Below are 23,825 nucleotides of genomic sequence, written 5' to 3' on the forward strand. Positions count from 1 at the left end.
GGCTTAGGCTAGTGCTGGTGCGCGTCGAAAATGGGGACGATTCCTATCAGCTGCAGCCCGCCGACGACGGCAAAAACCAGACCCAGCAGCGTCAGCAGGGTGGTGCCCTCCGGCGGGGCGCCGGCCAGGTCGGTGTTTTCGGGGTCGGCCGGGTCGTAGATTACCGGCACCTGCTGGCCCACTTCGTAGTAGCCCTTCCGCACGCCCGAATCGGTGTTGGTTTCCACCGTGCGGCCGTCGGCGGCGGTGAAGCGGACCCGGGGCAGCAGTAGGGAGCGGGCGGGCCTGAAGTCGATGATGGTGGCCGTGGCCGGCAGGCCGCGCAGCTGCCGGGCCCGCTGCTGCCGCCGCATGTACCAGGCCATACCGAGGAAAAACAGGCCCACCAGTAGAAAAAACACGGCTTCGAAGGAGAAGGACAGGTACATGGCGGCCAGAGGTTTAGGAAGTAGCCTAAGCTAAGCAGCCGGCGGAATATTTCCCGCGGCTTGTTGCTTACTTACTAATAAGTAAGTACGTTTGGGCCGTCATGTCTACCGCCGCCCCCGCCACCGCCTTCGATACCCGCACCCGCATCCTCAATCTGGCCGAGGAGCTGCTGCTGGCCCGGGGCTTCAATGCCTTCAGCTACCAGCACATTGCCAAGGAGCTGGGCGTGAAGCCGGCCGCCATCCACTACCACTACCCGAGCAAGGAGGAGTTGGGCGCGGCCATCATCCAGCGGCAGCAGCGGCGCCTACGCAAGTGGCGCGACCTGCCCCGGGTAACCGAGCTGACGCCCCCGCAGCAGCTCGAAGCCCTGCTCGACGTGTACCGGCACCGCGCCGCCCGCGGCCCGCAGGTGTGCCTGTTCGGGGCGCTGGCGGCCGATTTTTTGACCCTGCCCGCCGTGATGCAGCAGGAGCTGCGCACCTTCAGCGGGGAGCTGACGCACTGGCTGGCCGGGGTGCTGGCCGCGGGCCGCGCCGACGGTTCGCTCCGGTTTATCGGCCACCCGTTCAGCAAAGCCGCCCAGGTGCTGACCACGCTGGTCGGCTCGCTGCAAGTGGCGCGGGTGCACGGTGAGGAGCAGTTTCACTACATCCTCCGGCAGCTGCGCACCGAGCTGCTGCCGCCGTCCGCCGCCTGATTTCGCGTTCCGCCACCCGCTCCGGCGGCCGGCCGGATGGCTGCCGTCGCGTCGGTGGTGCGCCTGTCTTTCCAGTCACCTTCACCGCTACCGTTATGGTGAATACCTTCTCGCCCGCTTACCAGTGGCCGGCCCGGCAGGAGCCGCTGCCCGCCGCGCCCACGCCGTTCCGCTACGCCGAGCCGCCCGGCATCGGCTTGGTGCGGCTGAAGTTCCGGCTGCTGGCGGCCGTATCGACGGAATGGGCGTTTCGGGCGGCCTGGCGGCTGTTTTGCACCCCGCAGCGGCTGCCGCGCAAGAAGTGGGAAGACGCCGCCCTGGCCACCGCCCGCGCCTTCCGCGTGCCCTTCGAAGGCGGGGAGCTGGCCGCCTACGAGTGGAACCCGCAGGGCCGGCGCACGGTGCTGCTGGTGCACGGCTGGGAGCACCGCGCTGCCTTCTGGGGCGTGTTTGCCGACGGCCTGCTGCGCGCCGGCTTCCGCGTCGTGGCCTTCGACGGCCCCGCCCACGGCGACTCGCCCGGCCGCCTGACCACCCTGCCCGAGTTTGGCCGCGCCACCCAGGCCGTAGTCGATTACATGGGCGAAGTGTGGGCGGTGGTGGGGCATTCGTTCGGGGCGGCTACCACGGCCGGGCTGCCGGTGCAGTTCAACCGGGCCGCCGATGGCACCTTGCCGCGGCTGGTGCTGATGAGCGCGCCCGGCAGCACGCCCGCCGTGGCCCAGCGCTTCGCCGACTTGCTGCAGCTGCCCGCCGCCGTGGTTCAGCGCATGGGCCGGTTTATCCGGGAGCAAACCGGCCGCGACGCCGAAAGCTTCAGCCTCACCCAGGCCGCCGCAAAGGTGCCGGCCGCCCGCGTGCTGCTTCTGCACGACTGCCAGGACGAGTCGGTGCCATTTTCAGAAGCCCAGGACATTGCCCGCAGCTGGCCCGGCATCGAGTTTCAATCAACCACCGGCCTGGGCCACAACAAGATCATGCGCGACCAGGGCGTGATTCAGGCGGTGGCGCAGTTCCTGGCGTAGCGCAGAGAAGCGGTTCGGGTGGCTGTCATTGCGAGGAGGCACGACGAAGCAATCCTTCCTCTAGTAGCACCGCCGAAATAATACATACTGACCGAAAAACAGTCCCGGCCGAAACCGCAGTATCAGTTTCAGCCGGGACTATTTGATAGTGGGAGGGTAGGACGTCCCCGTCGCAATGGGTTTTCGGGTGCTGCCAGCGTTACCGTTGTGCCGCGAGAGGAAAGATTGCTTCGCGTTGCTCGCAATGACGGCCAGGGCTACCAAGGCTAAATTTCCTCCTGCCCGGCGGCGTCCAGCTCGCGTAGCAGCTGGCGCAGGTTTTCGGGCTCCTGCACGGCTTTCTGCACCAGGTCGAGGTATTCGGCTTCGGCGCGCAGCTCCCGCTTGATCTGGCGCAGCTCGGCTTCCTGCTTTTTGCCGGTGCCCATAAAGGCGTTTTTGTCGCCGTACTTGAGCTGCTGCAGGCGCAGCTTCAGCTCGTTTTGCTGCTGCTGCAGGGCGCGCACGTAGCGCAGCAGCAGCTCGTCGGATTCCTGGTCGGTGTCGACGGCGCTGTGCTCGGCCAGCAGCTGCAGCAGGACGTACAGGTCGTCGGCTTCGTAGGCGCGGGTGATGCGCTGCATCCGCTCGGTTTTCTGCCGGGCCAGGGCCGGGTCGCGCTCCAGGTCGGGGTGGTTGGCGCGGGCCAGTTGCCGGTACACGGCCTTAGTGCCGGCCTGCAGGCGCTGCTGATCGGCCTGCAGGGCGCGGGCGGCGGCTTCCTGCTCCCGCTCGGCCTTGCTTTTGCGCTTGTCGCGCTGGTGGGCGTGGTGCTCGTGGTGATGCGGCTCGGCCGGGGCGGCGGGTTTGCGCGGGGCCTCGTCTTCGTCCTCGAACCGGGGCACCGGCCGCTGGGGGGCGTAGCGCAGCAGCAAATCGTCCACTTCCTCGCCGAAGCGGTGCTGCAGCGTGCGGGCGTTGCGCCACAGCAGCTCCTCGATGCGCTGCTCCTCCAGGCGGCTGAAAAAGCCGGTGGTCAGGGCCGTTTCCAAGGGCTCGAACAGCTGCCGGCGCTGGCTTACCACCGCGTCGGCCAGCGGGCCGACCTGGCGCCAGTACTTGTTTTTGGCCTCGCGCTGCTCTTTTTCCAGCTCCTGCACCTGCAGGCGCAGGCTTTCCACCTTCTCGATGGCCTCGCGGAACGCCTGCTGCGCGGGCGTGCCGGGCTCGGGCTGACCGGGGCGGCTCAGGCCGCGCTGCACGGCGGGCGTCTGGCTGGAATCGAAGTCTTCAAACTTGGGCAGGGGCATGAGCGGGCGTCGGCGGATGAGCGGGCAAAGGTCGGCAGGGCGCCGGGCGCGGCCAAACCGCCGGGCCGATTGTCCGGGCAACTGGCCGGCATCGACGGGTTTTGCGGTTCGGGTGCGTATTTTAGGACCGGCCCGGCGCGGCAGTTGCGGCGGGCTTCGACGGCGGGCCTATGGTACTACTGGATATGCTGCCCAGCGCGCCCCTACGAGCCTGGGTGCGCCTGATTCAGGTTATCGAGTTTGCCTTCGACGGCGCCGGCCCGCTGCCCTTCAAGGCCTACCCGCCCCGGCCCGAGCACTGCCTGGCCTTCTACCCCCGCGACGCCGAGGACGTGGCCTACCCCGGCGGCCCCGCCCGGCAGGCCAAGCCCCGGGCCGTGCTCATCGGGCAGCACGCGGTGGTCAGCCACCGCTACGTGGGGCGGCGGTTTCTGGCCCTGCAGGTGGTGCTGCAGCCCGGGGCGCTGTACCGGCTGACCGGCATTCCGCAGCCCCTGCTCACCAATACCTACGTCGACGCCGAGGCCGTGTGGGGCGCCGAAGTGCGGGCCCTGAACGAGCGGCTGAGCGGCCTGGCAAGCTGGCCGGAAATGCTGCCCCACATCGAAGCCTTTCTGCTGACCCGGGTGGCGCGCAGCCGCGGCGAGGCCCACCCGGTGGAAGCGGCGGCCCAGCGGCTGCTGACGGTCCCGGCCGGCCTCTCCCTGGCCGCCCTGGCCGATTACACCTGCCTGAGTCCGCGCCAGCTCACCCGGCAGTTCGAGCAGCGCCTGGGCGTCAGCCCGCACCTGTACGCCCGCATCAGTCGCTTCGACCGGGCGTTTCGCTTCAAGAACAGCCACCCCGGCCTCGACTGGCTGAGCGTGGCCGTGGCCTGCGGCTATCACGACCACCAGCACCTGGCCAAGGACTACCGCGCCTTCACCGGCCACTCGCCCAGCGCCTTTTTTCAGCTCGACAACCAGGCCCCAGAGCGCCGGTTCGGCCTGTTCGAGGGCTGAGGCCGCCGGGCAGAATGTCCGGATTTTACCAACGGGCCGGGCCGTGGGCCGTGCATGTTTGCCTTAACCAAACCGCTGCCCGTCATGAACCGTCGCCACTTCGTATTAACCGGCCTGCTGGCCGCCCCCGCCGCCCTCGACCTGCGCGCCGCTGGCCTCCCCGCGTCGCCGGAGGCCGCTCCGCCCGCCTTCGTAGTGCCGCCCGCCCGGAGCCGGGCCGCCGAGCAAATCCTGATCAACGGCAACCCCAACGACGTGAAGATATCCGGGCAGGACACCGCCGGGGCGCTGGCCGTGTTCGAGTACATCGGCCGGGGCAAGGGCGGGCCCAGCCTGCACCGCCATTTGCAGCAGGACGAGACGTTCTACGTGGTGGAGGGCCGTTACCTATTCGTGGTGGGGGAGGAGCGGCACGAGCTGGGGCCGGGCTCCACCATTTTCCTCCCGCGCCTCGTGCCCCACACCTGGACGCAGCTCACGCCCGGCGGTAAGCTGCTGTACTGGGTGCAGCCCGCCGGGCAGTTGGAAGACTATTTCCGCCGCATTGCCACCGGCCAGCCCAAGGGTACCCCGGCCGAGCGCGCCGCCGTAGCCCTGGCCCACGGCATCGAGCAGCTCGGCCCGCCGCTGCCCGTTCAGCCCTGATAACTAAACCAGTGGCCCAACAGCGTTGTGTTTTACAGCCGCAGCGCGGCGTCATATTGGTAGAACCAGCGCCCCTGAAGCACGGCCGAGCTGCAGCGCAGCGACATGGCCTCGGAGCTGTATGGGCGTCAATAGCCGTTCAACGTCAGCAATGCCATGCCGCTGCGCTGCAGCTCAATCGTTCTTTTTGCCCCGGGGCTACCAATATGGCGCTGCGGCTGTAGGCGCAAGGGTAAAAGATGATGCAGGGGTGGTACCGTTCACAGGCTCTATCCCCACAGCCCGTACGCCACCCGAAACGTGTTGCAATGCGCGTCCACGATGTCGGCCAGCCGCTCGGAGTAGCCGCCGCCCATGCTCACGGCCACCGGCAGCTGCTGCGCGTGGCAGAGGCCGAGCACGAATTCGTCGCGCTGCCGGCAGCCGGCGGGCGTGAGGGCCAGCTTGCCCAGCTTGTCGGTGGCCAGCACGTCGACGCCGGCCTGGTAGAAGATGAAATCGGGCCGCACCCGCTCGATGAGGCCCGGCAGCGTGGCGCGCAGCTGCGCCAGGTAATCCGCGTCGCCCATACCCAGCGGCAGGGCCAGGTCCAGGTCCGACTGCTCCTTGCGCAGCGGATAGTTCGCCCCGGCGTGCATCGAGAAGGTGAAGACCCGCGGCTCGCCTTGGAAGATGCTGGCCGTGCCGTCGCCCTGGTGCACGTCGAGGTCCACGATGAGCACCTGCCGGGCTTGCCGGTAGTGCAGCAGCCGGGCCGCGCTGATGGCTATGTCGTTGAGCACGCAGAACCCCTCGCCGCGGTCGGCAAAGGCGTGATGGGTGCCCCCGGCCAGGCTCAGGCCGATACCGTCACGTAGGGCCTTCAGGGCCGATTGCACCGTGCCCGCCGCCGACGAGAGGCTGCGCCGCACCAGCTCCGGGCTCTGCGGCAAGCCCAGGCGGCGCACCTCGGCGGGGGAGAGGTGGAGCTCCTTCACCTTGCCCCAGTACTCAGCCGTGTGGACGCGCAGAATGTCCTCCTCGGCGCAGAATCCGGGGTCGTAGATGTCTTCGGGCCGGGCAATGCCCTGCCACAGCAGCTGCTCGCGGATCAGCTCGTACTTGGCAATGGGAAAGCGGTGGCCGTCGGGCAACTGAATGGAATACCGGTCGGAGGAGGCGAGGCAGGGCATCAGGGGCAATGAGCAATTAGCAATGAACAGCCGAAGGAAGGCGTAGCCAATGCACAATACGGCCGGACCGGCCAAACGGCAAGCTCCCCTCCTCAGTAGAGGAGGGGACGCGGCGAGTTTACTCGCCGCTGGGGTGGTTGCGGCGGCCGCGCCAGTTGGCGGACAAGCCCGCGCCGCTTGTGCGTATGCCTGCGTTGCCCAAGAAGTGGTGAACCAGGAATCATAGGCCGCAGTAGCAATTGCGGGAGTCAGGGCAGTAATTGCCCTCGAATTGACAATTGAAATGTTCTAAATAATAATCGTGAATACGGCTCTGTTAGCTGGGAATAGATATTCGTGCCGGTAGAATAAATTTTTTAAATATTTTTTTCTTCAACTATTGCATTGTGCGAAATAACCTTTCTACCTTTGACCCGTTCAAAGCCCAAAACCTAAACGAACAAACGACTTCACCCGTCATGCGCCGCCACTTTAATCAATACCTAGGTATGCCAACGAGCTCGGAGGATAAGGTCCAGCCGGGGTTCGGCGCGCACGCAACGGAGTGAAGCTCTTTCAATAGAAGCTCAACTTGCAAAACGCCCGAATCCCACCAGATTCGGGCGTTTTGTTTTTCATCTGCTTTCTAACTCGTTTACCGCCATGATGTCGAACCGCCACTCCCAGCCCAGCCTCGTTGCCCGCTTATCGGCGCCTGCGCCGCGCTGGCGCGGCGACACATGGCCGGTCAGTTGCCCGGATATTCAGCCGCGAAAACGCGGCTGCAAACGGCGCTGACCACCGTCCGGTCGCCATCTGGCCGGGCCTGATTTCGGGTAATTAATTCCTGATTTTGCGACGTAATAATTGTCGCCTGGAAAAATATTGTCCGAATTATTTCTGCAATAAATACCCGCATACCGGCAATTAATTCCTTGTGAATTGTCGAACGGAACTCCACACCCTTTTGCCAAGCACCGCCATGTACGAATCGTTTAGACTTCTGCTCCATCCAGCCGCCCCCGCGGCCCCGTCTATGTCTGATTATTCAATCGGTAACCGTCCCCGCGCGGGGCACCCCGACCGATGGCAAACCGCCTCAAACCCCTCCCGCACGCCGTCTGGCAAGCCGAGCAAGCCCGTATAGTCCTGGCCGCGGCCCGACGCGTCGACTGGCGCCGCATGTCGCCCAAAGAGCAGGTGAACTACCTGTTCAGCGTGCAGGGCCCGCTGCCCGTCATTGATGCCCATTTCGGCGAAGATTCCGCCCTGGCCGAGTTTTACCGCCACTGTGCCCACGAAAAAACCGGAGAGCAGCGCGACCGGTGCGCTGCCCTGCTGCGGGGCCTGGCCGCCAAGCGCAGCACCCTGCTGTGGCGGCCCGAGCTGGCCCCGGCCCTGGCGGCCGTGGCCGACTTCCAGCGCCACGGCTGCCGCGAGCTGGCCGACTGGCAGCCCCGCTCCCGGAACCCCTTCCGGCAGCTGGAAAGCCTGGTACGCCACCTCTTCGACCAGTACGGCGACGTACCGGCCTGGATTATCAACTCCTGGACCGCCGGCCGCCTCTTCGACGGCCTCAACATCGCCGATCTGACGGTGCACCTGGGCCGGGGCGGGGCCTTGCGCACTTTCCACCGGCTGCCGGTGAAGCTCACCCGCAAGGTGGAGCACCACCTGCGCCTGGCGCCGGCGGGCTACACCTTCCTGCAGGCCCTGCGCTACGCCCAGCTCGCCGCCCGCGGGCTGCCCGAATGGCTCGGGCCGGTGCTCGACTCCCGCCTGGGCCGCCGCCTGGAGCGCGACGACGAGTTCTGGCTGCGGGTGGTGGAGTTCTTCGCCGCCGCGCCCATGGTCGACCCCTACCAGCTGGGGCCGGTGTGCGACTGGATTCACCGCAAGCGCAGCGTGGGCATTGGTGACGAGCCGGCCCAGCCGGGCTTCTCGCTGAAAGGCCGCTCCATGCAAAGCGTGCTGGAGCAGACGGCCAAGTGGCACCGCCAGTTGGCCAAAGAAGCCCACCGCCAGCCCGACAACGAGCCGGCGCACGGCACCACCTGGGAGCCGCTGCCGGTGCAGGATTTCACCGGCGGCAGCAAGTGCAAGGTGCGCATCACCCAGCTGCTCAGCTACTGGGACCTCATCGACGAGGGACGCGCCCTGCGGCACTGCGTGGCCTCCTACCTCGGGGCCTGCCAGCGGGGGCGCAGCGGCATCTTCTCGCTCACGCTGGATGGCTCGCGCGCCCTCACCCTGGAAGTGCAGGCCAACCGCACCGTGGTGCAAGCCCGGGGCCTGCTCAACCGCCGCCTCAACGAGGAGGAGCTGGGCTGGGTGCAGCGCTGGGCCGCCGACAACCGCCTGCTGATTCCCAAGCACCTGTTTGGGTAAGCAGTCGAACAACCTGATCCGCCGGGCGTGGCCGGGCATTCCGTGCAATGGTGCCGGATGGTAGTAAGGGAAGACTACCGATCCAGCGGAATGCGCTGGCTGCGCCCGCCCGGACGACCTGAAAAACACGCGACACAAGCCACCGGGCTTCGAAACTCACCAGTTCACCACCTCTCTATCTCACCACTTTTATGCGCTTCAACTTTAGCTTCCGCAAAAACAAGCCGACGACCGTGGTGAACCACGAAGGCGCGGCGGCTTTCACCCTCACGCCCCAGCTGGAGCTGTACGCCGCCGTGGCCACCGCCGCGCTCAGCGACCAGTTCTACGAAAAAGCCGATACCCGCCTCGTGCGCCTGCGCGAGCTGGTGGCTCAAAACGAGCCCTTGTTCGTGGCACAGCTGGCCGTGTACGCCCGCGAAAAAATGTACCTGCGCACCGTGCCGCTGGTGCTGTGCGTGGAGCTGGCCCGCCTGCACCGCGGCGACAACCTGGTGAGCCGCCTGGTGGCCCGCGTGGTGCAGCGCGCCGACGAGATTACCGAGCTGCTGGCCTTCTACGCCCTGGCCAACCAGCGCCAGGGCCAGAAAACGCTGAACCGCCTCTCCAAGCAGCTGCAGAAGGGCCTGGCCCTGGCCTTCAACCGCTTCGATGGCTACCAGCTGGCCAAGTACGACCGCGCCGGGCAGGTGCGCCTGCGGGATGCGCTGTTCTTGGTGCACCCCCAGGCCAAAAGCCCCGAGCAGCAGCAGCTGTTCGACCAGCTGGTGCGCGGCGAGCTGCCCACGCCCTACACCTGGGAAACCGAGCTGTCGGCCCTGGGTCAGCAGACATTCACCACTGATGCGGAGCGGCAGACGGCCTTCCGCCAGAAGTGGGAGGAGCTGATCGGCAGCGGCAAGCTGGGCTACATGGCCCTGCTGCGCAACCTGCGCAACATCCTCGAAGCCGAAGTATCGGCCGCGGCGATGGAGCGCGTGGTGGCCGCCCTGACGGACGAGCGGGCGGTGCAGCGCAGCAAGCAGCTGCCCTTCCGCTTCCTGGCCGCCTACCGCGAGCTGCTCACGGTGCGCTCCGGGCACGTAGCGCGGCTGCTCACGGCGCTGGAAACGGCCATCGGCCACTCCACCCAGAACCTGCGCGGCTTCGGCGCCGACACCCGCGTGGTGGTGGCCTGCGACGTGTCGGGCTCCATGCAGCAGCCGGTTTCGGCCCGTAGCAAGGTGCAGTACTTCGACATCGGCCTGGTGCTCGGGATGCTCCTGCAGACGCGCTGCGCCCACGTGGTCACCGGCATGTTCGGCGACACCTGGAAGCGCGTGCCGCTGCCGCAGAACCAGGTGCTGCGCAACGTGCAGGAGCTCTACCGCCGCGAAGGCGAGGTGGGCTACAGCACCAACGGCTACCTGGTGGTGCGCGACCTGCGCCTGCGCAACGAGGCCGTCGACAAGGTCATGATCTTCACCGACGGCCAACTCTGGAACAGCACCGGCGACGGGGGCACGCTGGCCCAGGAATGGGCTGCGTACCGCCGCACCGTGGCCCCGCAGGCCCGCCTCTACCTCTTCGACCTGGCCGGGCACGGCGCCACCCCGGTGCAAGTGCACGAGCAGGACGGGGTGGCGCTCATCGCCGGCTGGTCCGACAAAGTATTCGATGTGCTGCAGGCGCTGGAAAACGGCGGCTCGGCCCTGACAGAGATTGAGCGGATCGACTTCTGACTGCTAGACCCAGGCCGTAAAGCAGCCTGATTAGTGCCCATCGTTACCCCGCATTCTTTCACTACCCAATTCTGCCAGACTATGCGCGTGCGCTGCTTTACGACCTGTTTTTCTCCTGATTCCAACCTTAATCCTCGCAACCCCAAGCGGTACGGCGCGGCGGCAATAGGGCCGCCGCGCCCCGCGCCCGGAACCCCGATTTCACGCCTGCCCCAATGAACCGCGAACCGCGTCAACACCTGGCCCGCCGCCCCTCGAAGCCCCACCAACGGGCCGCTACCCGACCGCCTTTGGCCGGGCCGCGACTACCGAGGGCCCGGCAACACGCCGCCCATCACGGCGGCCTGCGCTACCGGCCGGCGGACGCCAACGCGCCGGGGCAGGAACTCGGGACTGTTCTAGCCTGCTGAGGGGCGCGGGTGATACCCGTCAACTCACCTTTTCAAGATCTGTACGCTCATGAAGCTCACCTAAACAACCTCACTGCTTTCGACGGCTAGCCAGCCAGGTGCCGTAGCGGGGCGTTACTTCGTGGCTGTTTCGGGTTGCCCACGGGCAGCTTCGGGTTCGAATCCCGCGCCGCTGCCTTGGCATCGGTAGGAAAATAAACGCGCTGCGCCCGTTGCCCTGGCTGTTGCGGCCGAGAACTGCCAAACACCCCGCCGGGTGTCGTAGACCAGCGTTACTTAGCTGCGCTGACCTTCGGTTCGGGTCACAAGTTCGAATCTTGTTTCCCGCGCGGCGGATTACCGTCGCCGGAAATAGCTCAGCTGGTAGAGCAGAACGGCTACTCAGCCGTACGTTACGCTGGTTGCCTTTTTACCCCGGCGGATTTTTCATTATCGGGCCAGGTGGGTGCCGTAGGGGCGCATTCCTTTGCCAGGGACTGGTGCCGCAAGGCGTGCGGGTTCAAGTCCCGCCCGGCCGCCAGCAAGGGTAGCCGGTGGCGAAACGAAGACGCGCCAGTGATAAAGGGCGCTCCGTTTGTTGCCCCGCCCTGGCCCGATACAATTACCCGTTGGGTGCCGTAGCTCAGCCCTACTTCGATTTTGATTCGCCGGGTCGGGGGTTCGAGTCCCTCTCGCTTCTTCGGAGGCGGTAGCTCAGTTGGTTAGAGCAGGATAGCAGGCTGGGCGCCCCGTTGCCCCAACGGTTTTTTCTCACTGCCTACCGGGTGTCGTAGGCGGGCGTTACTTCGGTAAAACGTTCAGTTTAGTAGGTTCAACTCCTTCACCCGGCCGCTTCGGCGGCCGGTGACGTCCGGTCCGCGAGGGGCGGCGTCAAGAACGCCTGCCGCTGGTTGCCCCGGTAAGCAGCTGGTTTTCCTGATTGGTGCCGTAGCGCCGCCTTACTTCGTTAACTTCTGGATGTGGGTTCGAGTCCCGCCGGCGGTGTTGTAAACCCGCCGTGGCTGATGGGTAAAGCAAGAAGCATAAGTGGCGGCGCGCCCCGTTGCCCAATCTAGAATGCCGGTGGGGCGGGCAAGGTGTCGTCGGGCAGCATTCCTTCGACTGAAAATTGAATCTGAGGCTGCTCACCCGTTACCCTTGCCCGATACCACCCGCTCCGCACGGCCGGATGCCGTAGGCCCGCGTTACTTCGACCTGTCACGTCGGGCAGTACGCCGCGAGGCGTACCCCACGGTACGCGGGCCGCTTGTTGCTCCGGCTGCTGAGGGGCAAAATTGCCGCGTGAGCCGCCGGCCGCGCTTTTCTTCAACTTCACGCGCCCCAAGGGCGCAACGACCATTATGGCCAATCAATTACGCGGCAACGACCTTCGTCAACTGGGTTTCCCGGAAGGTCGCGCCATCGGGCTGGCGCTGGCGCAATTGCAGCGCAAGCACCTCAAGCGTCTCTCGCTCACCGAGCAGTTGGCGCTGCTCAAGCTGATTCTGCAAACGCCCACCAACTTCCTCACCGACCTCGACTGGAGCCACACCGCGGCGGCCCTGCTGCCCCCGCCCAGCCGCCACATTGCCCTGGCGCCGCGCAAGGACTACGTGCTCTACGGCGCCGAGCACATCGAGCCGGGCGCTATCCACCAGATGGAAACGGCCATGAAACTGCCCGTGACGGTGGCCGGCGCCCTCATGCCCGACGCCCACCACGGCTACGGCCTGCCCATCGGCGGGGTGCTGGCGACGGATAACGCCGTCATTCCCTACGCGGTGGGCGTCGACATCGGCTGCCGCATGGCCTTGTCCATCTTCGCGCTGCCGCCCCAGTACCTCGCCCAGCGGGTGCAGGAGCTGCGAGGCGTGCTGCTGACGACCACCAAGTTCGGCAACCGCGACGTGTTCCGCCACGGCCAGAAACTGGGCCACGAAGTGCTGGAGCGCGACGAATTCGCCGCCATTCCCTTCCTGCGCAACAAGCACGAATCGGCCATTGCGCAGATTGGGACGTCCGGCTCCGGCAACCACTTCGTGGAGTTCGGTATCGTGGACATCACCGACCCGACCAACGACATGGGCGTGCCGGTGGGTCAGTACCTGGGGCTGCTCTCGCACTCCGGCTCCCGGGGCCTGGGCGCCAGCATCGCGCAGCACTACACCAAGCTGGCCCGCGAAACCTGCCAGCTGCCCGCCGAAGCCCAGCACCTGGCCTGGCTCACGCTCGACTCGGAGCTCGGCCAGGAATACTGGGCGGCCATGAACCTGGCCGGTGACTACGCCTCGGCCTGCCACCAGCAGATTCACCAGCGCGTGGCCCGGGCCCTGGGCGAGCGGCCCCTGGCGAAAGTGGAAAACCACCACAACTTCGCCTGGAAGGAGCGCCTCTCGGACGGACGCGAGGTAGTGGTGCACCGCAAGGGCGCTACTCCGGCCGGCCGGGGCGTGCTCGGCGTCATTCCCGGCTCGATGACGGCCCCCGGCTTTATCGTGCGGGGCCGCGGGGTGGCCGAGTCCCTGGCCTCGGCCTCGCACGGGGCGGGGCGGCTGATGTCGCGCACCCGGGCCAAGGCCGAGCTGGGCGAAGCCGAGGTGCGCCGTCACCTGCAGCAGCACGGCGTGGAGCTGATCGGTGGCGGCCTCGACGAAGCCCCGATGGCCTACAAGGACATCCACACCGTGATGCAGAGCCAGCACGACCTGGTGGACGTGCTCGGCAGCTTTACGCCCAAAATCGTCCGCATGGACGGCGGGGCGTAGGCAGTCGGTTCCGTCTGATAGAACGTCATCCTGAGGCGTAGCCGAACCGAAGGTCGACGTAGTCAAGGACCTTCCTCGCACCCTGCACCGCCATTACCTACGCAGTGCCGACGTTTTATGCCAGCTGGTAATAACGCCGAAGCGCAGCCATCACGGCCCGAACAATTGGGCATCGGTGGCTGCGCTTTTCGGTTGGTGCAAGGTTCGAGGAAGGTCCTTGACTACGTCGACCTTCGGTTCGGCTGCGCCTCAGGATGACGTCCTTTTTTACTCACCCATCCATTCATTCACTCATCCAAACCCCATGCTCCGTACCCAACTAGCCGAATCCATCTTTACCGTCGATGATTTCCTGACCCGCCAGGAATGCCTGGAATACCTGGTGCTCAGCGAGCAACTGGGCTACGAGGCGGCCAAAATCAACACAGCCAAAGGCGCCCGCCTGCTGCCTGCGGTGCGCAACAACAGCCGGGCCTTCCACCGCAGCGAGGAGCTGGCGCAGACGCTTTGGGAGCAGGCCCGGCCGTTTATCCCGGCCGAGTTTGGCCGCAGCCGGGCCCTGGGGCTCAACGAGCTGTTTCGCTTCTACCGCTACCAGGTCGGCCAGCAGTTCCGCGGCCACTACGACGAAAGCTACGTGCGCAGCCCCACCGAAGCCAGCCTGCTGACCTTCATGGTGTACCTGAACGACAACTTCCGGGGCGGCGACACGGCCTTCCAAGAGTTGAGCGTGCAGCCCCGGCAGGGCCGGTTGCTGGTATTCGAGCACGGCCTCTACCACCTGGGCCGCAGCGTGACGCAGGGCGTGAAGTACGTGCTGCGCACCGACGTGATGTTTCGTCTGCCGATGGAATAGGTCCGTTCCCCAACGTGAGGCAATGGCCTTAGCTACTGCTACGGTAGACGATAATGGTTCGGCCGTCCTGAAGAAAACCAACGAACCTAAAGGCGTTGTCGTCGCGCGAAAAGGCGTGACGGTAGCGTGCTTCGGCGTTCGGCTCCGGATTAACGTTGTCGAATGTCTGGCTGCCGATGAAGTGGTAGCGGGGGCTGCTTTGGGCGCGGAAGGCCGTGTCGCGGCTGAGCTGCCGGAGCAGTTGTTGGTAGTCGGCGGCCGAGACCTTGATGCGGGCACAAGCCGCGTAGTCGCCGTGCTGGTCGGGGTAGCTGGCGTCTTTGCGTTGGATATCCGCCGAAGCCGGGAGAGCAAGTCCGGTTATCTGCGCGTATTCCTGCGCGTAAAAATCGTCGCCCGGATAAAATGCTGAGTAAAAGAAGTAACACAATGCCAGGATGATAAGGGAAGGCAGCCCGACGGCGCTGCGTCGATGACCGCGACGGATTAACCAGCGGTAGAGCAGCCAGCAGATGCCTAGCGGCACGCTCAGCGCCAGCACTGCGCAGAAGAGAAGCAGAAAAAGGAACTCCACCGGTATTTCGATCAGGCGGAAAGGTACTGCGAAGGGTCCTTGCTGCCAACCCGGCTCGTCCGGCGGTGGGCTCGGCCGTAACCCGCTGCCAAGTCCGGCGGTACACCCTCGCGCCAGCCTAGCACCCGCGTCATGGCCAAAAACTCCAGCAAACCGCACGGCAAAGACCTGCACTAGCTCGGCTTCACCGACGACCAGCAGAGCAGCCGGGTTATCCATATTCTCGCCTAGCGCGACCTGGTCGACGTGCGCGGCTCGTTTCTGCCCAAAATCGTGCGCCTGGACGCCGGCGGCGCGGGCAAGAGCAAGTACGGCGGGGAGTAGCAATGAGCTCAGCAGAGGCGGCGGCGCGTGGCCGTATAGAAACGAGAAGCGCGGCGCATCCTCTAAGCATTTACACGCCAGTAACTTGCTTCTCCTACTATGCTGCGCCGTCGTATGCGTTACCTGCCCACGCTTGTTCTGCTCCTCATCCTGCACGGCCTGCCGGGCCCCCGCGCCCTGGCCCAGCAGCCCGACAGCACGTTTCAGCACCCCGCGCCGCCGCCGCAGGGCTCCGGACCGGTGTTCGTGGTGAATGAGCGGCTCATCGTCGGCGACGACGGGCTCACGGCCCTGAACCCGAATGACATTCTGCGCCTCGAGGTGCACAAAGGCGGCCCGACGACCCCGGCCAAGTGGCGCAGCCTGGGGCCCCACGGCATCCTGGCGCTGACCCTGAAGCCCGGCTTCCCGCTCAATAGCATTGCCAGCAAGCGCCTGCCGCAGCTGCGCCGGGCGCTCAAGCTGCCCCGGCCCGTCCGGTTTGAGCTGGACGGGCTGCCGCTGGAAGACCCCACGTTGCGCATTGCCACGGCGGCCATTGCCGGGCTGGAGGTGAAGCGGCCGGCCACCGCGGTAGGGGAGACGGTCGTCAACATCCGCCTCGTGCACCGGCCGCGTCGGCCGGCCAAGCCCGGCATCTACATCCGCGGCACGGCGCGGCGCTGAGGCGAGGCGGCGCGCAACGACCGGCGCCAAACCGGGTATTTGTCCCGCGGCGGGCTTCGGCCATACCTTCGCCGCCCCGATCCGCTACCCCTATGCTTCGATTCCCTGCCGCCGCGCTGCCGCTGCTGCTGCTGCTCCCCGCCGCCGCCCACGCCCAGGCGCCCGCCGCCACCCGCGCCGCCGACTCTGCCTACGTGCGCGCGCATTACCAGAAGCTGGACCGCCGCATCCCGATGCGCGACGGCGTGCAGCTCTACACCGTCATCTACGTGCCCAAGGACGCCGGCAAGGGCCACGAGTACCCCATTCTGATGCGGCGCACGCCCTACTCGGCCGGGCCCTACGGCGAGGACAACTACCCCAAAGCCGGCCCCGGCCAGAGCCGCGAGCTGACGCGCGAGCAGTTCATCTTCGTGACCCAGGACGTGCGCGGGCGCTACATGAGCGAGGGCGAGTTCGAGGAAATGACGCCCACCGTGCCCGCCGCCCACGGCAAAGACACCGCCAAGCGCAGCAAAACCTACGGCCACGACGAGAGCACCGACACCTACGACACCATCGAGTGGCTGCTGAAGAATGTGCCGCACCACAACGGCCGCGTGGGGCTGATGGGCATCAGCTACCCCGGCTTCTACGCCTCGGCCGCCCTGCCCGACGCCCACCCGGCCCTGAAAGCTGTGTCGCCGCAGGCCCCGGTGACCGACGAGTTCATGGGCGACGACGCCAACCACCACGGCGCCTTCTTCCTGCTCGACAACTTCGACTTCATGCAGTCGTTCGACGCGCCGCACCCCGGCCCGCAGCCGACGTACACGCCCCTGTTTCGCGTCGAGTACGCCGACGCCTACCGCTTCTTCCTCGACCTGGGCCCGATCAAGAACGCCAACGGCCCGGCCTACTTCAACGGCCGCGCCAAGACCTGGGGCGAGTACCTGGCCCACCCCACCTACGACGCCTACTGGCAAGCCCGCAACATTCGCCCGCACCTCAAAAACGTCAAGCCCGCTACCCTGGTCGTGGGCGGCTGGTTTGATGCGGAGGATTTGTTCGGGGCGCTGAACACCTACCGGGCCATCGAGCAGCAGAGCCCGGGCGCCCAAAACCGCCTGGTGATGGGGCCCTGGACCCACGGCGCCTGGGCCCGGCCGGAGTGGAATAAGTTCGGCCCGCTGCGCTTCGGCCAGAACACCGCCCAGTGGTACCGCGACAACCTGGAGTTGCGCTTCTTCAACCACTACCTCAAGGGCAAGGGCACTTTCGACGCGAGTGAAGCCACCATCTTCAACACCGGTACCAACCAGTGGGAGCAGCTTGCGGCCTGGCCGCCCAAGGGCAGCGCTTGGGCCCTGCAGCTGCAGCCCGGTGGCACCCTGCGCGACGGGCAATCCGCAGGCACCGGCGGCTTCGATGAGTACGTGAGCGACCCGCAGCGTCCGGTGCCCTACACCAACGGCATCCACGCCGAGCGCAACAACGAGTACATGGTGGAAGACCAGCGCTTCGCCTCCCAACGCCCCGACGTGCTGGTGTACCAGACCGAGCCCCTGCCCGCCGACGTGACGGTGGCCGGCCCCATCCAGGCCCGCCTGTTCGCTTCCACCACCGGTACCGACGCTGACTTCGTGGTCAAGCTCATCGACGTGCTGCCCGACTCGGCCCGCGGCTGGGCCGGCGGGGCCACGCCTGCGCCCCGCGCCGGCTACCAGCAACTGGTGCGCGCCGAGGTGATGCGCGGCCGCTTCCGCAACTCGTTTGAAAAACCCGAAGCTTTTCAGCCCGGGCAGGTCGCCGAAGTCAGCTACCAGCTGCCCGACGTGCTGCACACGTTCAAGAAAGGCCACCGGCTGATGGTGCAGGTGCAGAGCACCTGGTTTCCCTTGGTCGACCGCAACCCGCAGAAGTTCGTTCCCATTCCCACGGCCGAAGCCGCCGACTTCCAGAAAGCTACCATTCGCTTGTACCACGACGCGCAGCACCCCTCGGGCATCGTGCTGCCGGTGCTGGCGCGGTAGGAGCCCCGCCAGAAAACAGAAAAGCCCGGACCGCAAGGCCCGGGCTTTTCTGTTTTCTGGCGGCAGCCGGCTTAGGCCTGGCGGCGCTTGCGCAGGCGGTTGAGGGCGTAGGCCGCGCCGCCGGCCAGCAGCAGCGAGGCGCCGCCGTCGAGGGGCACGGCGGTGGGCTCGGGGGCGCCGGGCGTGGGGCCGCCCGAGCCGGGGTCCTGGGACTGGGCCGAGTAGCAGAGCAGCATCAGAAACGCACCGGGCAGCAGGCGGCGCAGGGAAGAGGCAAGGTGATTCATGTAGCGGAGGCTAAAAGCTGGAACAAGGCTGACGCCCAGGCGGCGCGTAGCGGCGCCGCCTGGGGTGTAGCAGCGGGAATTATTCAACGACCAGGCGCTTGGTGACGATGCCCTGGGCCGTGGTCAGGCGCACCGAGTACACGCCCTTGGCCAGGCCCGTGAGCGGCAAAGTCAGCGCGTCCTGGGCGGAGCGGGTGGCGGGCAGCACGCGGGTGAGCACCTGCTGGCCCAGCGCGTTCAGCACCGATACGGCTACCGGCTGCTGCGCCAGGCTGGCGGGCAGCTGCAGCGTCACCTGGGTGCGGGCCGGGTTGGGGTACAGCCCGATCTGCTGGCTGAGGGCGGCCGGAGCGGTGGCCGTCACGCGGTTCTGGGTCAGCAGCAGGCTGAAGCGCGTGGTCAGGCTGGTGTTGGCCAGCGTGAAGCTGTAGCTGGGCTGCGTCTGCAGGTCCACCAGGGCGCCGGTATCGGCGTCGCGCAGGTAGGCGTAGGTGCCGGCGGGCAGGTTCAGCAGCTCGGCGGCGCGCAGCGTGTGCGGGCCGGCCTGCAGGCCTTGCACGTGCAGCGGCACCACCCGCTCGGGCGTGGTGGCCGACAGCGGGGGCAGGGCATTCACCGCGAGGCGCGTGCTGGCATCAATCGGCGAGGCCAGCAGCGGGGCGCCGCCAGCCAGCAGCTTGTAGGCGTCCATCGAGGCGTCGAAGCCGGCGGTGGCGCCGGGCTCCAGGTACACCACGGCTTCATCGGCCGGGCCAGCCGCGGCCTGCAGGGCCAGGCGCACCAGCGGACCGCTGATGGCGGCCGGGCGCTGGAACACCGGGCTCTGGTAGGTGGTGAAGCGGGCGGCGTTGGTAAACGACACCTGCCCGTTCGCCGAGCCCGGCGTGCTCACCCGCACGAAGAAGCCCTGGCCCGAACCGATGACGTTGGTGCCGCCGTTGGTGCCGGCGCCGTTGGCTACGTAGGCCGAGTAGGTGCCGGCGTACTGACCGGTCGAGCGGTACACGTACACGGCCCCGTCCACGTTGGTGCGGCCTACCAGGTCCCAGTTCAGGGGCGCGGGGTAGGGGTTGCCCAGCAGCTGCCAGCCCGATTCGGTCTGGGTGCCGCGCGTCAGCCCGCTTTGGTTGATGGTGCCGTTGTTGAGCGTGCCCACGAAATCAGGCGTGAGGCCGGCCGGGATGTTGACGGTGTAGCCGCGGCCCACCACCATCGCGTCGGAGGTGGCGTTGGGCGAGAAGAAGCCCTTGTCGAAGTCCCGGGGGGCCGGGTTCCCGCTGGTATTTACGCGCGTCTCGTCGTAGCCGAACACGGTGGGGAAGGGCGTCACGTTGTTGGGCACCGGGGCCGTGTTGTAGGCCGGGTTTGCCACCGGACTGAAGGAGCCAGTGGCCAGGTCAGCCACCGTGGTGCCGCTCACCGGGGCCGAGAAGTGGCGGTAGCCGGGGCCGTTGTTCAGGCCGGTGGCCACGTAGCGCTGCACCGTGGCGTTACCCGATACCACGCCGCCGTTGTTGACCACGTGGGCCGTGCCGGTGGCGTTGCTGAGCAGCGTGAGGTTGCCGCCCGAGGCCAGGTTGCCGTTGAGCAGCAGCACGCGCTGCACCTGCACCGGGGCCGCGGCCGTCACGCCGGCCGGGCCGGCGGTGAGGTTGTTGAAGAACGTAGTCGTACCCGTAATGGTCTGGGCGGCCGCGCCGGCGAAGGCCACCGTGCCGGTGCCCGAGCCCAGGGTGGTGCCGCCGTTGTTGGTAAACGTGCCGTTCACCGTCAGCGTGCCGCCGTCGGCCGTGGTCAGCGTCGCACCGCTGGCCAGGGTGATGTTGGCTGCTTGCTGGGCATTGCTCACCACTGGGTCGTTGGCTACGTCGGGGATGGTCACGTTGTCGGTGGCGGTGGGCACCTGCGCGGGGCTCCAGTTGCCGGCCGTGCCCCAGTCGGTGCTTACGGCGCCGGTCCAGGTCAGGCCCGCCGCGATGACCGGGCCGGGCGTGAGGAAGGCGGCCAGGCCGGTCAGATTGGTACCCGAGCCGATGCGGCCCACCGAGAAGGCCGCGCCCGAAGACAGGTCCACAGTGTAGAGGTTGTCGGTGCTCAGGCCCGATGGAGAGGCGGCCAGGAAGGCCGAGTTGGCGGGTACGGCGGGGTTGCTCAGGTCCGAGTAGATGTCGAAATCAGACCCCTGTGCCGAGTTCAGCACCACGTTCAGGCTGCCCTGGTCCACGTAGGTGCCGGCGTTGGCGTTGGTGGAGCGCAGCAGCACGCTGCGGGCCTGGTCGATGCCGTAGAGCGTGGTGCCGGTGTTGGCGTTGTTGTCGTTGTTGGTGTAGGCCGCGCCGGTCATGACGGGCGTGCCGCTGCCGTTGCTCAGGTTGGTATCCACCGTTACGGCCCCGGTCGTGGGGTTCACGCGCAGGTTGGCCTGGTTCGTGGCCGACGTCACCCGGATCAGGTTCACCGTGGGGTTGAAGTCGAAGCCGATGTTGGCGGCCGTGGCGCCCAGGGCCATGCTGTTGAGGCTGCCTACGGCCGTCAGCGCGCCGCTGGTCGTGTTCAGCGTATAGAGCTGGCCCTGCTGGGTGGTGGCGTTGTAGCCTAGCGCAAACAGCTGCCCGGTGGCGGGGCTAAAGTCGGTGCCCACCAGTACCTGCGAGCCGTCGGCGGGCAGTCCGGTGATATTGACGGCCGTGCGGATGACCGAGGGGTTGCCCGAGTCGAACGACACCAGGTTGCCGCCAGCCACGCCGTAGAGCAGGCGGCCGGTGAGGGCCGCCGAGGCGTTGGCGCCTTCCAGGCTGGCCGAAATGTCGCGCACCGGAATGCCCAGGCCGATGGCGCCCACCTGGGCGGCGTTGCCCGAGCCCAGGGTCAGGGTGTACAGGTTGCTGGTAGCCTGCCCGTTGGGGTTGGCCGCCAGGAAGGCCAGGTTGACGAGGTTGGTGCGGTCGAAGTAGATGTCCAGGTCGACCAGGGGATTGGTCGGGCTCAGCGTCAGGTTGGTGCTGCCCACCACGTTGAGCGTGCCCGCATTCGGCGGGTTCTGAATGGCCAGCACGCTGCGGTTCTCGTCGATGTCGTAGAGCGTGGTGCTGGTGCTGCCGGGGTAGCTGTTGGTGTAGCCCACCGAGCCGACGCGCGCCGTGGTGGTGTCGCCGGCGGCGTAGGCCAGGTTCCCGTCGGTGGCGGCCAGGGCCCCGTTGTTGGGGTTCAGGCGCAGGTTGGCCCGGTTCGCGGCCGACGTCACCCGGATGCGGTCCACCGTGGGGTTGAAGTCAAACCCGATGCTGGTGGTGTTGCCCAGTTCCAGGCGCGTAGCCGCGGCCACGGCCGTAGCCACGCCCGTGGCCGGGTCGATGGTGTAGAGCTGGGAGTTGTTGCCGGCCGTGCTGGCGTCGTAGCCCATGCCGAACAGCTGCCCGGTGTTGGGGCGGAAGTCGGTGCCCACCAGCGTCTGCCCGGCGGTGAGGCCGGTGATGGCCACCGAGCTGTTGATGAAGCCCGGCGTGCCCGAGTAGAAGCTGATCAGGCTGTTGCCGGTTGTCACGCCGTAGAGCAGCTGCCCGCTCACGGCCGGGGCGGTGCGGTCGATGCGCACGGCAATGTCGGTGATGCCCACGCCCGTGCCGTTGATGGCCCCGGCCAGGGTGGTAGCCCCGGTGGTCAGGTTCAGGCGGTAGAGGAAGGAGACGAAGTTGCCGCCGCCGTCCACCTGGTTCACGTTCAGGTAGGCGTTTTCGGCCCCGGCCGATACGGTGAAGATGTCCAGGTCGGTGCTGGCGCCGGGGGCGTTGATGGGCGTGGGGTTGCCCAGGGCCGAGGGGGCAATGGGAACGGTGGTGGTTAGGGTACCGCCGTTGGGGTTGTCGGAGCGCACCAGCACGCTGCGCTGCTCGTCGATGTAGTAGAGCGTGGTGCTGGCCGCGCCGATAAACGAGTTGGTGTAGCTGGCCGCGCCGATGTAGGGGTTCTGCCCGGCGTTGGCGTCGCCGGCCACGAAGGCCAGGTCGGTATCCGGCGCCGCGATGCCCCCGGTGATGGGGTTCAGCCGGTAGTTCTTGTCGTTGGTGCTCACCACCCGGATGCGGTCCACCGTCGGGTTGAAGTCGAAGCCGATGCGCTCCGAAGCCCCGCCCAGGTCCAGGCGCACCGCCGCCGCGCCCACGGGCGTGGCCACGGCCGTGGTCTGGTTGATGACGTAGAGGCGGGCGTTGTTGCCGGCCGTGGTGGCGTCGTAGCCGAGGGCAAACAGCTCCCCGGTGGCGGGGCGGAAGTCCAGGCCCACCAGCGTCTGGCCGGCCGTGACGCCGGTAATGGCCGTGCGCGTCTGGGAAGTAGCCGGCGAAGCGAGGTTGACGGAGGTCAGGTCGGTGCCGGAGAGGCCGAACACGACCTGGGCGTTGGCGGGATTGGCGGCCAGGCTCAGCAGCACGGCGCCGCCCAGCAGCCCCAGGGAGCGGCGGAAGGCAGAACCGGAAGCAGTGGACCGGAGTAGGGGTGTGGGCATACGCAGTAGTGGAGTTTGGTTTGTGGAGGTAAATGACAAGTAAGGAGCGGCACAACCGCGGCTAAACAGCGGGGCGGCGCAAACCGCAGAAGCATACGGCAAAGAGTAGTTAGTGGATTGTATTATTTTAAATTAAAAAGATATTAAAGGGATTTGGCCTGCCGGCAGGCCTACCGGGCTGTGCCTAGTCCCCGCCCCTCGCCGAAGGGCGAGAGGCGAGCAGACGAACGGGCGGGCGGCGCTACCGGGACGGGAGTAGGCGGGGCCGGAAGCGGCGGGCTCAAGCAACAGGAGGATTTCCCAAAAAAGGAGGAAACCAGGCTGGTTTTGGCTCAAAATAGGACGGGTAGAACCTGGCAAGACATGCTGCAAACGCCTAGTTTTCCGGCATTCCCAACCCTAACCTTTTAACTGCCACACGTTATGGCAAGAGTATCCAACAACATCATTACCCAGGGCCTGAGCGGTACCATCGGCGGCACGCTGGTCTTCCGGCAGGTAGGCGGTCAAACCGTGGTTTCGGCCGCGCCGCGCGAGTCGGACAAGGCGCCGACGGCGGGGCAAACGGCCCAGCGGGAGCGGTTTCAGATGGCCGCGCTGTACGCCAAGGCGCAGCTGAGCGACCCGGTCGGCAAAACGGAGTATGAAGCTGGTCGGCCCGAGGACGGATCGGCTAGTGCCTACGCTATTGCCGTAGCTGACTTTCTGCAGGCCCCCGACATCCACGAAGTGGACCTGACGCATTACCAGGGCCGCGTGGGCGACACGATTCGGGTGCGGGTGACCGATAACTTCAAGGTGACGGAAGTACGCCTGCGCATCGAAAATGCCGACAGCTCAGTGGTGGAGGAATCAACTGCCGTGCGCCAGCCCAATGGCCTCGACTGGGTGTTTACGGCCACGGCCGCCAATGCCTCGCTGGTGGGGGACAAAATCACTATCCGGGCGACGGACAAGCCGGGAAATCTGACCACTGAAACGCGCAGTTTGTAGGCCGTAGATTTCCCGGATTCATCCAATAAAACGCCCCTTCCGGTTTTGGCCGGAAGGGGCGTTTTAGATATAGGCACAAGCAAGGCACCCCGAACCCATCCCGAAC

The 23,825-nt window shown here is 66.7% G+C and carries 18 protein-coding genes; 11 read left to right on the forward strand and 7 right to left on the reverse strand.

Annotated elements, in window-relative coordinates:
- Nucleotides 1–8: 8 nt before the first annotated feature.
- Nucleotides 9–428 (reverse strand): DUF3592 domain-containing protein, encoded by a 420-nt coding sequence (locus FDY95_RS15805; RefSeq protein ID WP_138079189.1) that lies wholly within the window; start codon nucleotides 426–428, stop codon nucleotides 9–11.
- A gap of 101 nt (nucleotides 429–529) precedes the next feature.
- On the opposite strand from FDY95_RS15805, the gene FDY95_RS15810 reads away from it, so the two are divergent.
- A complete protein-coding gene (locus tag FDY95_RS15810; RefSeq protein WP_138079191.1) occupies nucleotides 530–1,129 on the forward strand; it encodes a TetR/AcrR family transcriptional regulator in 600 nt (199 codons plus the stop codon).
- Nucleotides 1,130–1,224: 95 nt separating this feature from the next.
- The gene (locus tag FDY95_RS15815; RefSeq protein ID WP_138079193.1) at nucleotides 1,225–2,154 is read left to right on the forward strand and encodes an alpha/beta fold hydrolase; all 930 of its coding nucleotides are present in this window, start codon (nucleotides 1,225–1,227) and stop codon (nucleotides 2,152–2,154) included.
- A gap of 266 nt (nucleotides 2,155–2,420) precedes the next feature.
- Here FDY95_RS15815 and FDY95_RS15820 read toward each other — a convergent pair whose 3' ends face one another.
- The gene (locus tag FDY95_RS15820) at nucleotides 2,421–3,443 is read right to left on the reverse strand and encodes a hypothetical protein (protein ID WP_138079195.1); all 1,023 of its coding nucleotides are present in this window, start codon (nucleotides 3,441–3,443) and stop codon (nucleotides 2,421–2,423) included.
- Nucleotides 3,444–3,613: 170 nt separating this feature from the next.
- Here FDY95_RS15820 and FDY95_RS15825 point away from each other — a divergent pair, with 170 nt between their 5' ends.
- Both FDY95_RS15825 and FDY95_RS15830 read left to right on the forward strand, forming a co-directional pair.
- The gene (locus FDY95_RS15825) at nucleotides 3,614–4,444 is read left to right on the forward strand and encodes an AraC family transcriptional regulator (RefSeq protein WP_138079197.1); all 831 of its coding nucleotides are present in this window, start codon (nucleotides 3,614–3,616) and stop codon (nucleotides 4,442–4,444) included.
- A gap of 84 nt (nucleotides 4,445–4,528) precedes the next feature.
- Nucleotides 4,529–5,089: a cupin domain-containing protein gene (locus FDY95_RS15830; protein ID WP_138079199.1), complete on the forward strand. Its 561-nt coding sequence runs from the start codon at nucleotides 4,529–4,531 to the stop codon at nucleotides 5,087–5,089.
- A 269-nt stretch (nucleotides 5,090–5,358) separates the two neighbouring features.
- On the opposite strand, the gene FDY95_RS15835 is transcribed toward FDY95_RS15830, so the two are convergent.
- Nucleotides 5,359–6,261 carry a histone deacetylase family protein gene (locus FDY95_RS15835; RefSeq protein ID WP_138079201.1) on the reverse strand — a complete coding sequence of 301 codons (903 nt, stop codon included), beginning with the start codon at nucleotides 6,259–6,261 and terminating at the stop codon, nucleotides 5,359–5,361.
- 727 nt (nucleotides 6,262–6,988) lie between these two features.
- Nucleotides 6,989–7,252: a hypothetical protein gene (locus FDY95_RS15840; RefSeq protein WP_138079203.1), complete on the reverse strand. Its 264-nt coding sequence runs from the start codon at nucleotides 7,250–7,252 to the stop codon at nucleotides 6,989–6,991.
- 74 nt (nucleotides 7,253–7,326) lie between these two features.
- On the opposite strand from FDY95_RS15840, the gene FDY95_RS15845 reads away from it, so the two are divergent.
- The 4 genes from FDY95_RS15845 (at nucleotide 7,327) to FDY95_RS15860 (ending at nucleotide 14,359) form a co-directional block, all read left to right on the forward strand.
- On the forward strand, nucleotides 7,327–8,628 hold the full coding sequence (locus FDY95_RS15845) for a PcfJ domain-containing protein (RefSeq protein ID WP_138079205.1): 1,302 nt from the start codon (nucleotides 7,327–7,329) through the stop codon (nucleotides 8,626–8,628).
- 191 nt (nucleotides 8,629–8,819) lie between these two features.
- A complete protein-coding gene (locus FDY95_RS15850) occupies nucleotides 8,820–10,349 on the forward strand; it encodes a TROVE domain-containing protein (protein WP_138079207.1) in 1,530 nt (509 codons plus the stop codon).
- Between the two features lie 1,750 nt (nucleotides 10,350–12,099).
- Entirely contained in the window at nucleotides 12,100–13,503 is a 1,404-nt protein-coding gene (locus tag FDY95_RS15855) for an RtcB family protein (protein WP_138079209.1), read from the forward strand.
- A gap of 304 nt (nucleotides 13,504–13,807) precedes the next feature.
- On the forward strand, nucleotides 13,808–14,359 hold the full coding sequence (locus FDY95_RS15860) for a 2OG-Fe(II) oxygenase (RefSeq protein ID WP_138079211.1): 552 nt from the start codon (nucleotides 13,808–13,810) through the stop codon (nucleotides 14,357–14,359).
- A gap of 28 nt (nucleotides 14,360–14,387) precedes the next feature.
- Here FDY95_RS15860 and FDY95_RS15865 read toward each other — a convergent pair whose 3' ends face one another.
- Nucleotides 14,388–15,260: a hypothetical protein gene (locus tag FDY95_RS15865; RefSeq protein ID WP_138079213.1), complete on the reverse strand. Its 873-nt coding sequence runs from the start codon at nucleotides 15,258–15,260 to the stop codon at nucleotides 14,388–14,390.
- 96 nt (nucleotides 15,261–15,356) lie between these two features.
- Here FDY95_RS15865 and FDY95_RS15870 point away from each other — a divergent pair, with 96 nt between their 5' ends.
- Complete coding sequence (locus FDY95_RS15870) at nucleotides 15,357–15,923, forward strand: hypothetical protein (protein ID WP_138079215.1); 567 nt, start codon at nucleotides 15,357–15,359, stop codon at nucleotides 15,921–15,923.
- Nucleotides 15,924–16,015: 92 nt separating this feature from the next.
- The gene (locus FDY95_RS15875; protein WP_171025711.1) at nucleotides 16,016–17,935 is read left to right on the forward strand and encodes a CocE/NonD family hydrolase; all 1,920 of its coding nucleotides are present in this window, start codon (nucleotides 16,016–16,018) and stop codon (nucleotides 17,933–17,935) included.
- 71 nt (nucleotides 17,936–18,006) lie between these two features.
- Here the strand turns inward: FDY95_RS15875 and FDY95_RS15880 are convergent, their stop codons facing one another.
- Both FDY95_RS15880 and FDY95_RS15885 read right to left on the reverse strand, forming a co-directional pair.
- Complete coding sequence (locus tag FDY95_RS15880; protein WP_138079217.1) at nucleotides 18,007–18,222, reverse strand: PID-CTERM protein-sorting domain-containing protein; 216 nt, start codon at nucleotides 18,220–18,222, stop codon at nucleotides 18,007–18,009.
- A 79-nt stretch (nucleotides 18,223–18,301) separates the two neighbouring features.
- Nucleotides 18,302–22,726: a DUF4394 domain-containing protein gene (locus tag FDY95_RS15885; RefSeq protein WP_138079219.1), complete on the reverse strand. Its 4,425-nt coding sequence runs from the start codon at nucleotides 22,724–22,726 to the stop codon at nucleotides 18,302–18,304.
- A 423-nt stretch (nucleotides 22,727–23,149) separates the two neighbouring features.
- Here FDY95_RS15885 and FDY95_RS15890 point away from each other — a divergent pair, with 423 nt between their 5' ends.
- Entirely contained in the window at nucleotides 23,150–23,719 is a 570-nt protein-coding gene (locus FDY95_RS15890) for a hypothetical protein (protein WP_138079221.1), read from the forward strand.
- Nucleotides 23,720–23,825 lie beyond the last annotated feature (106 nt).

It is taken from the genome of Hymenobacter jeollabukensis (assembly GCF_005771675.1).
Lineage (GTDB): Bacteria > Bacteroidota > Bacteroidia > Cytophagales > Hymenobacteraceae > Solirubrum > Solirubrum jeollabukense.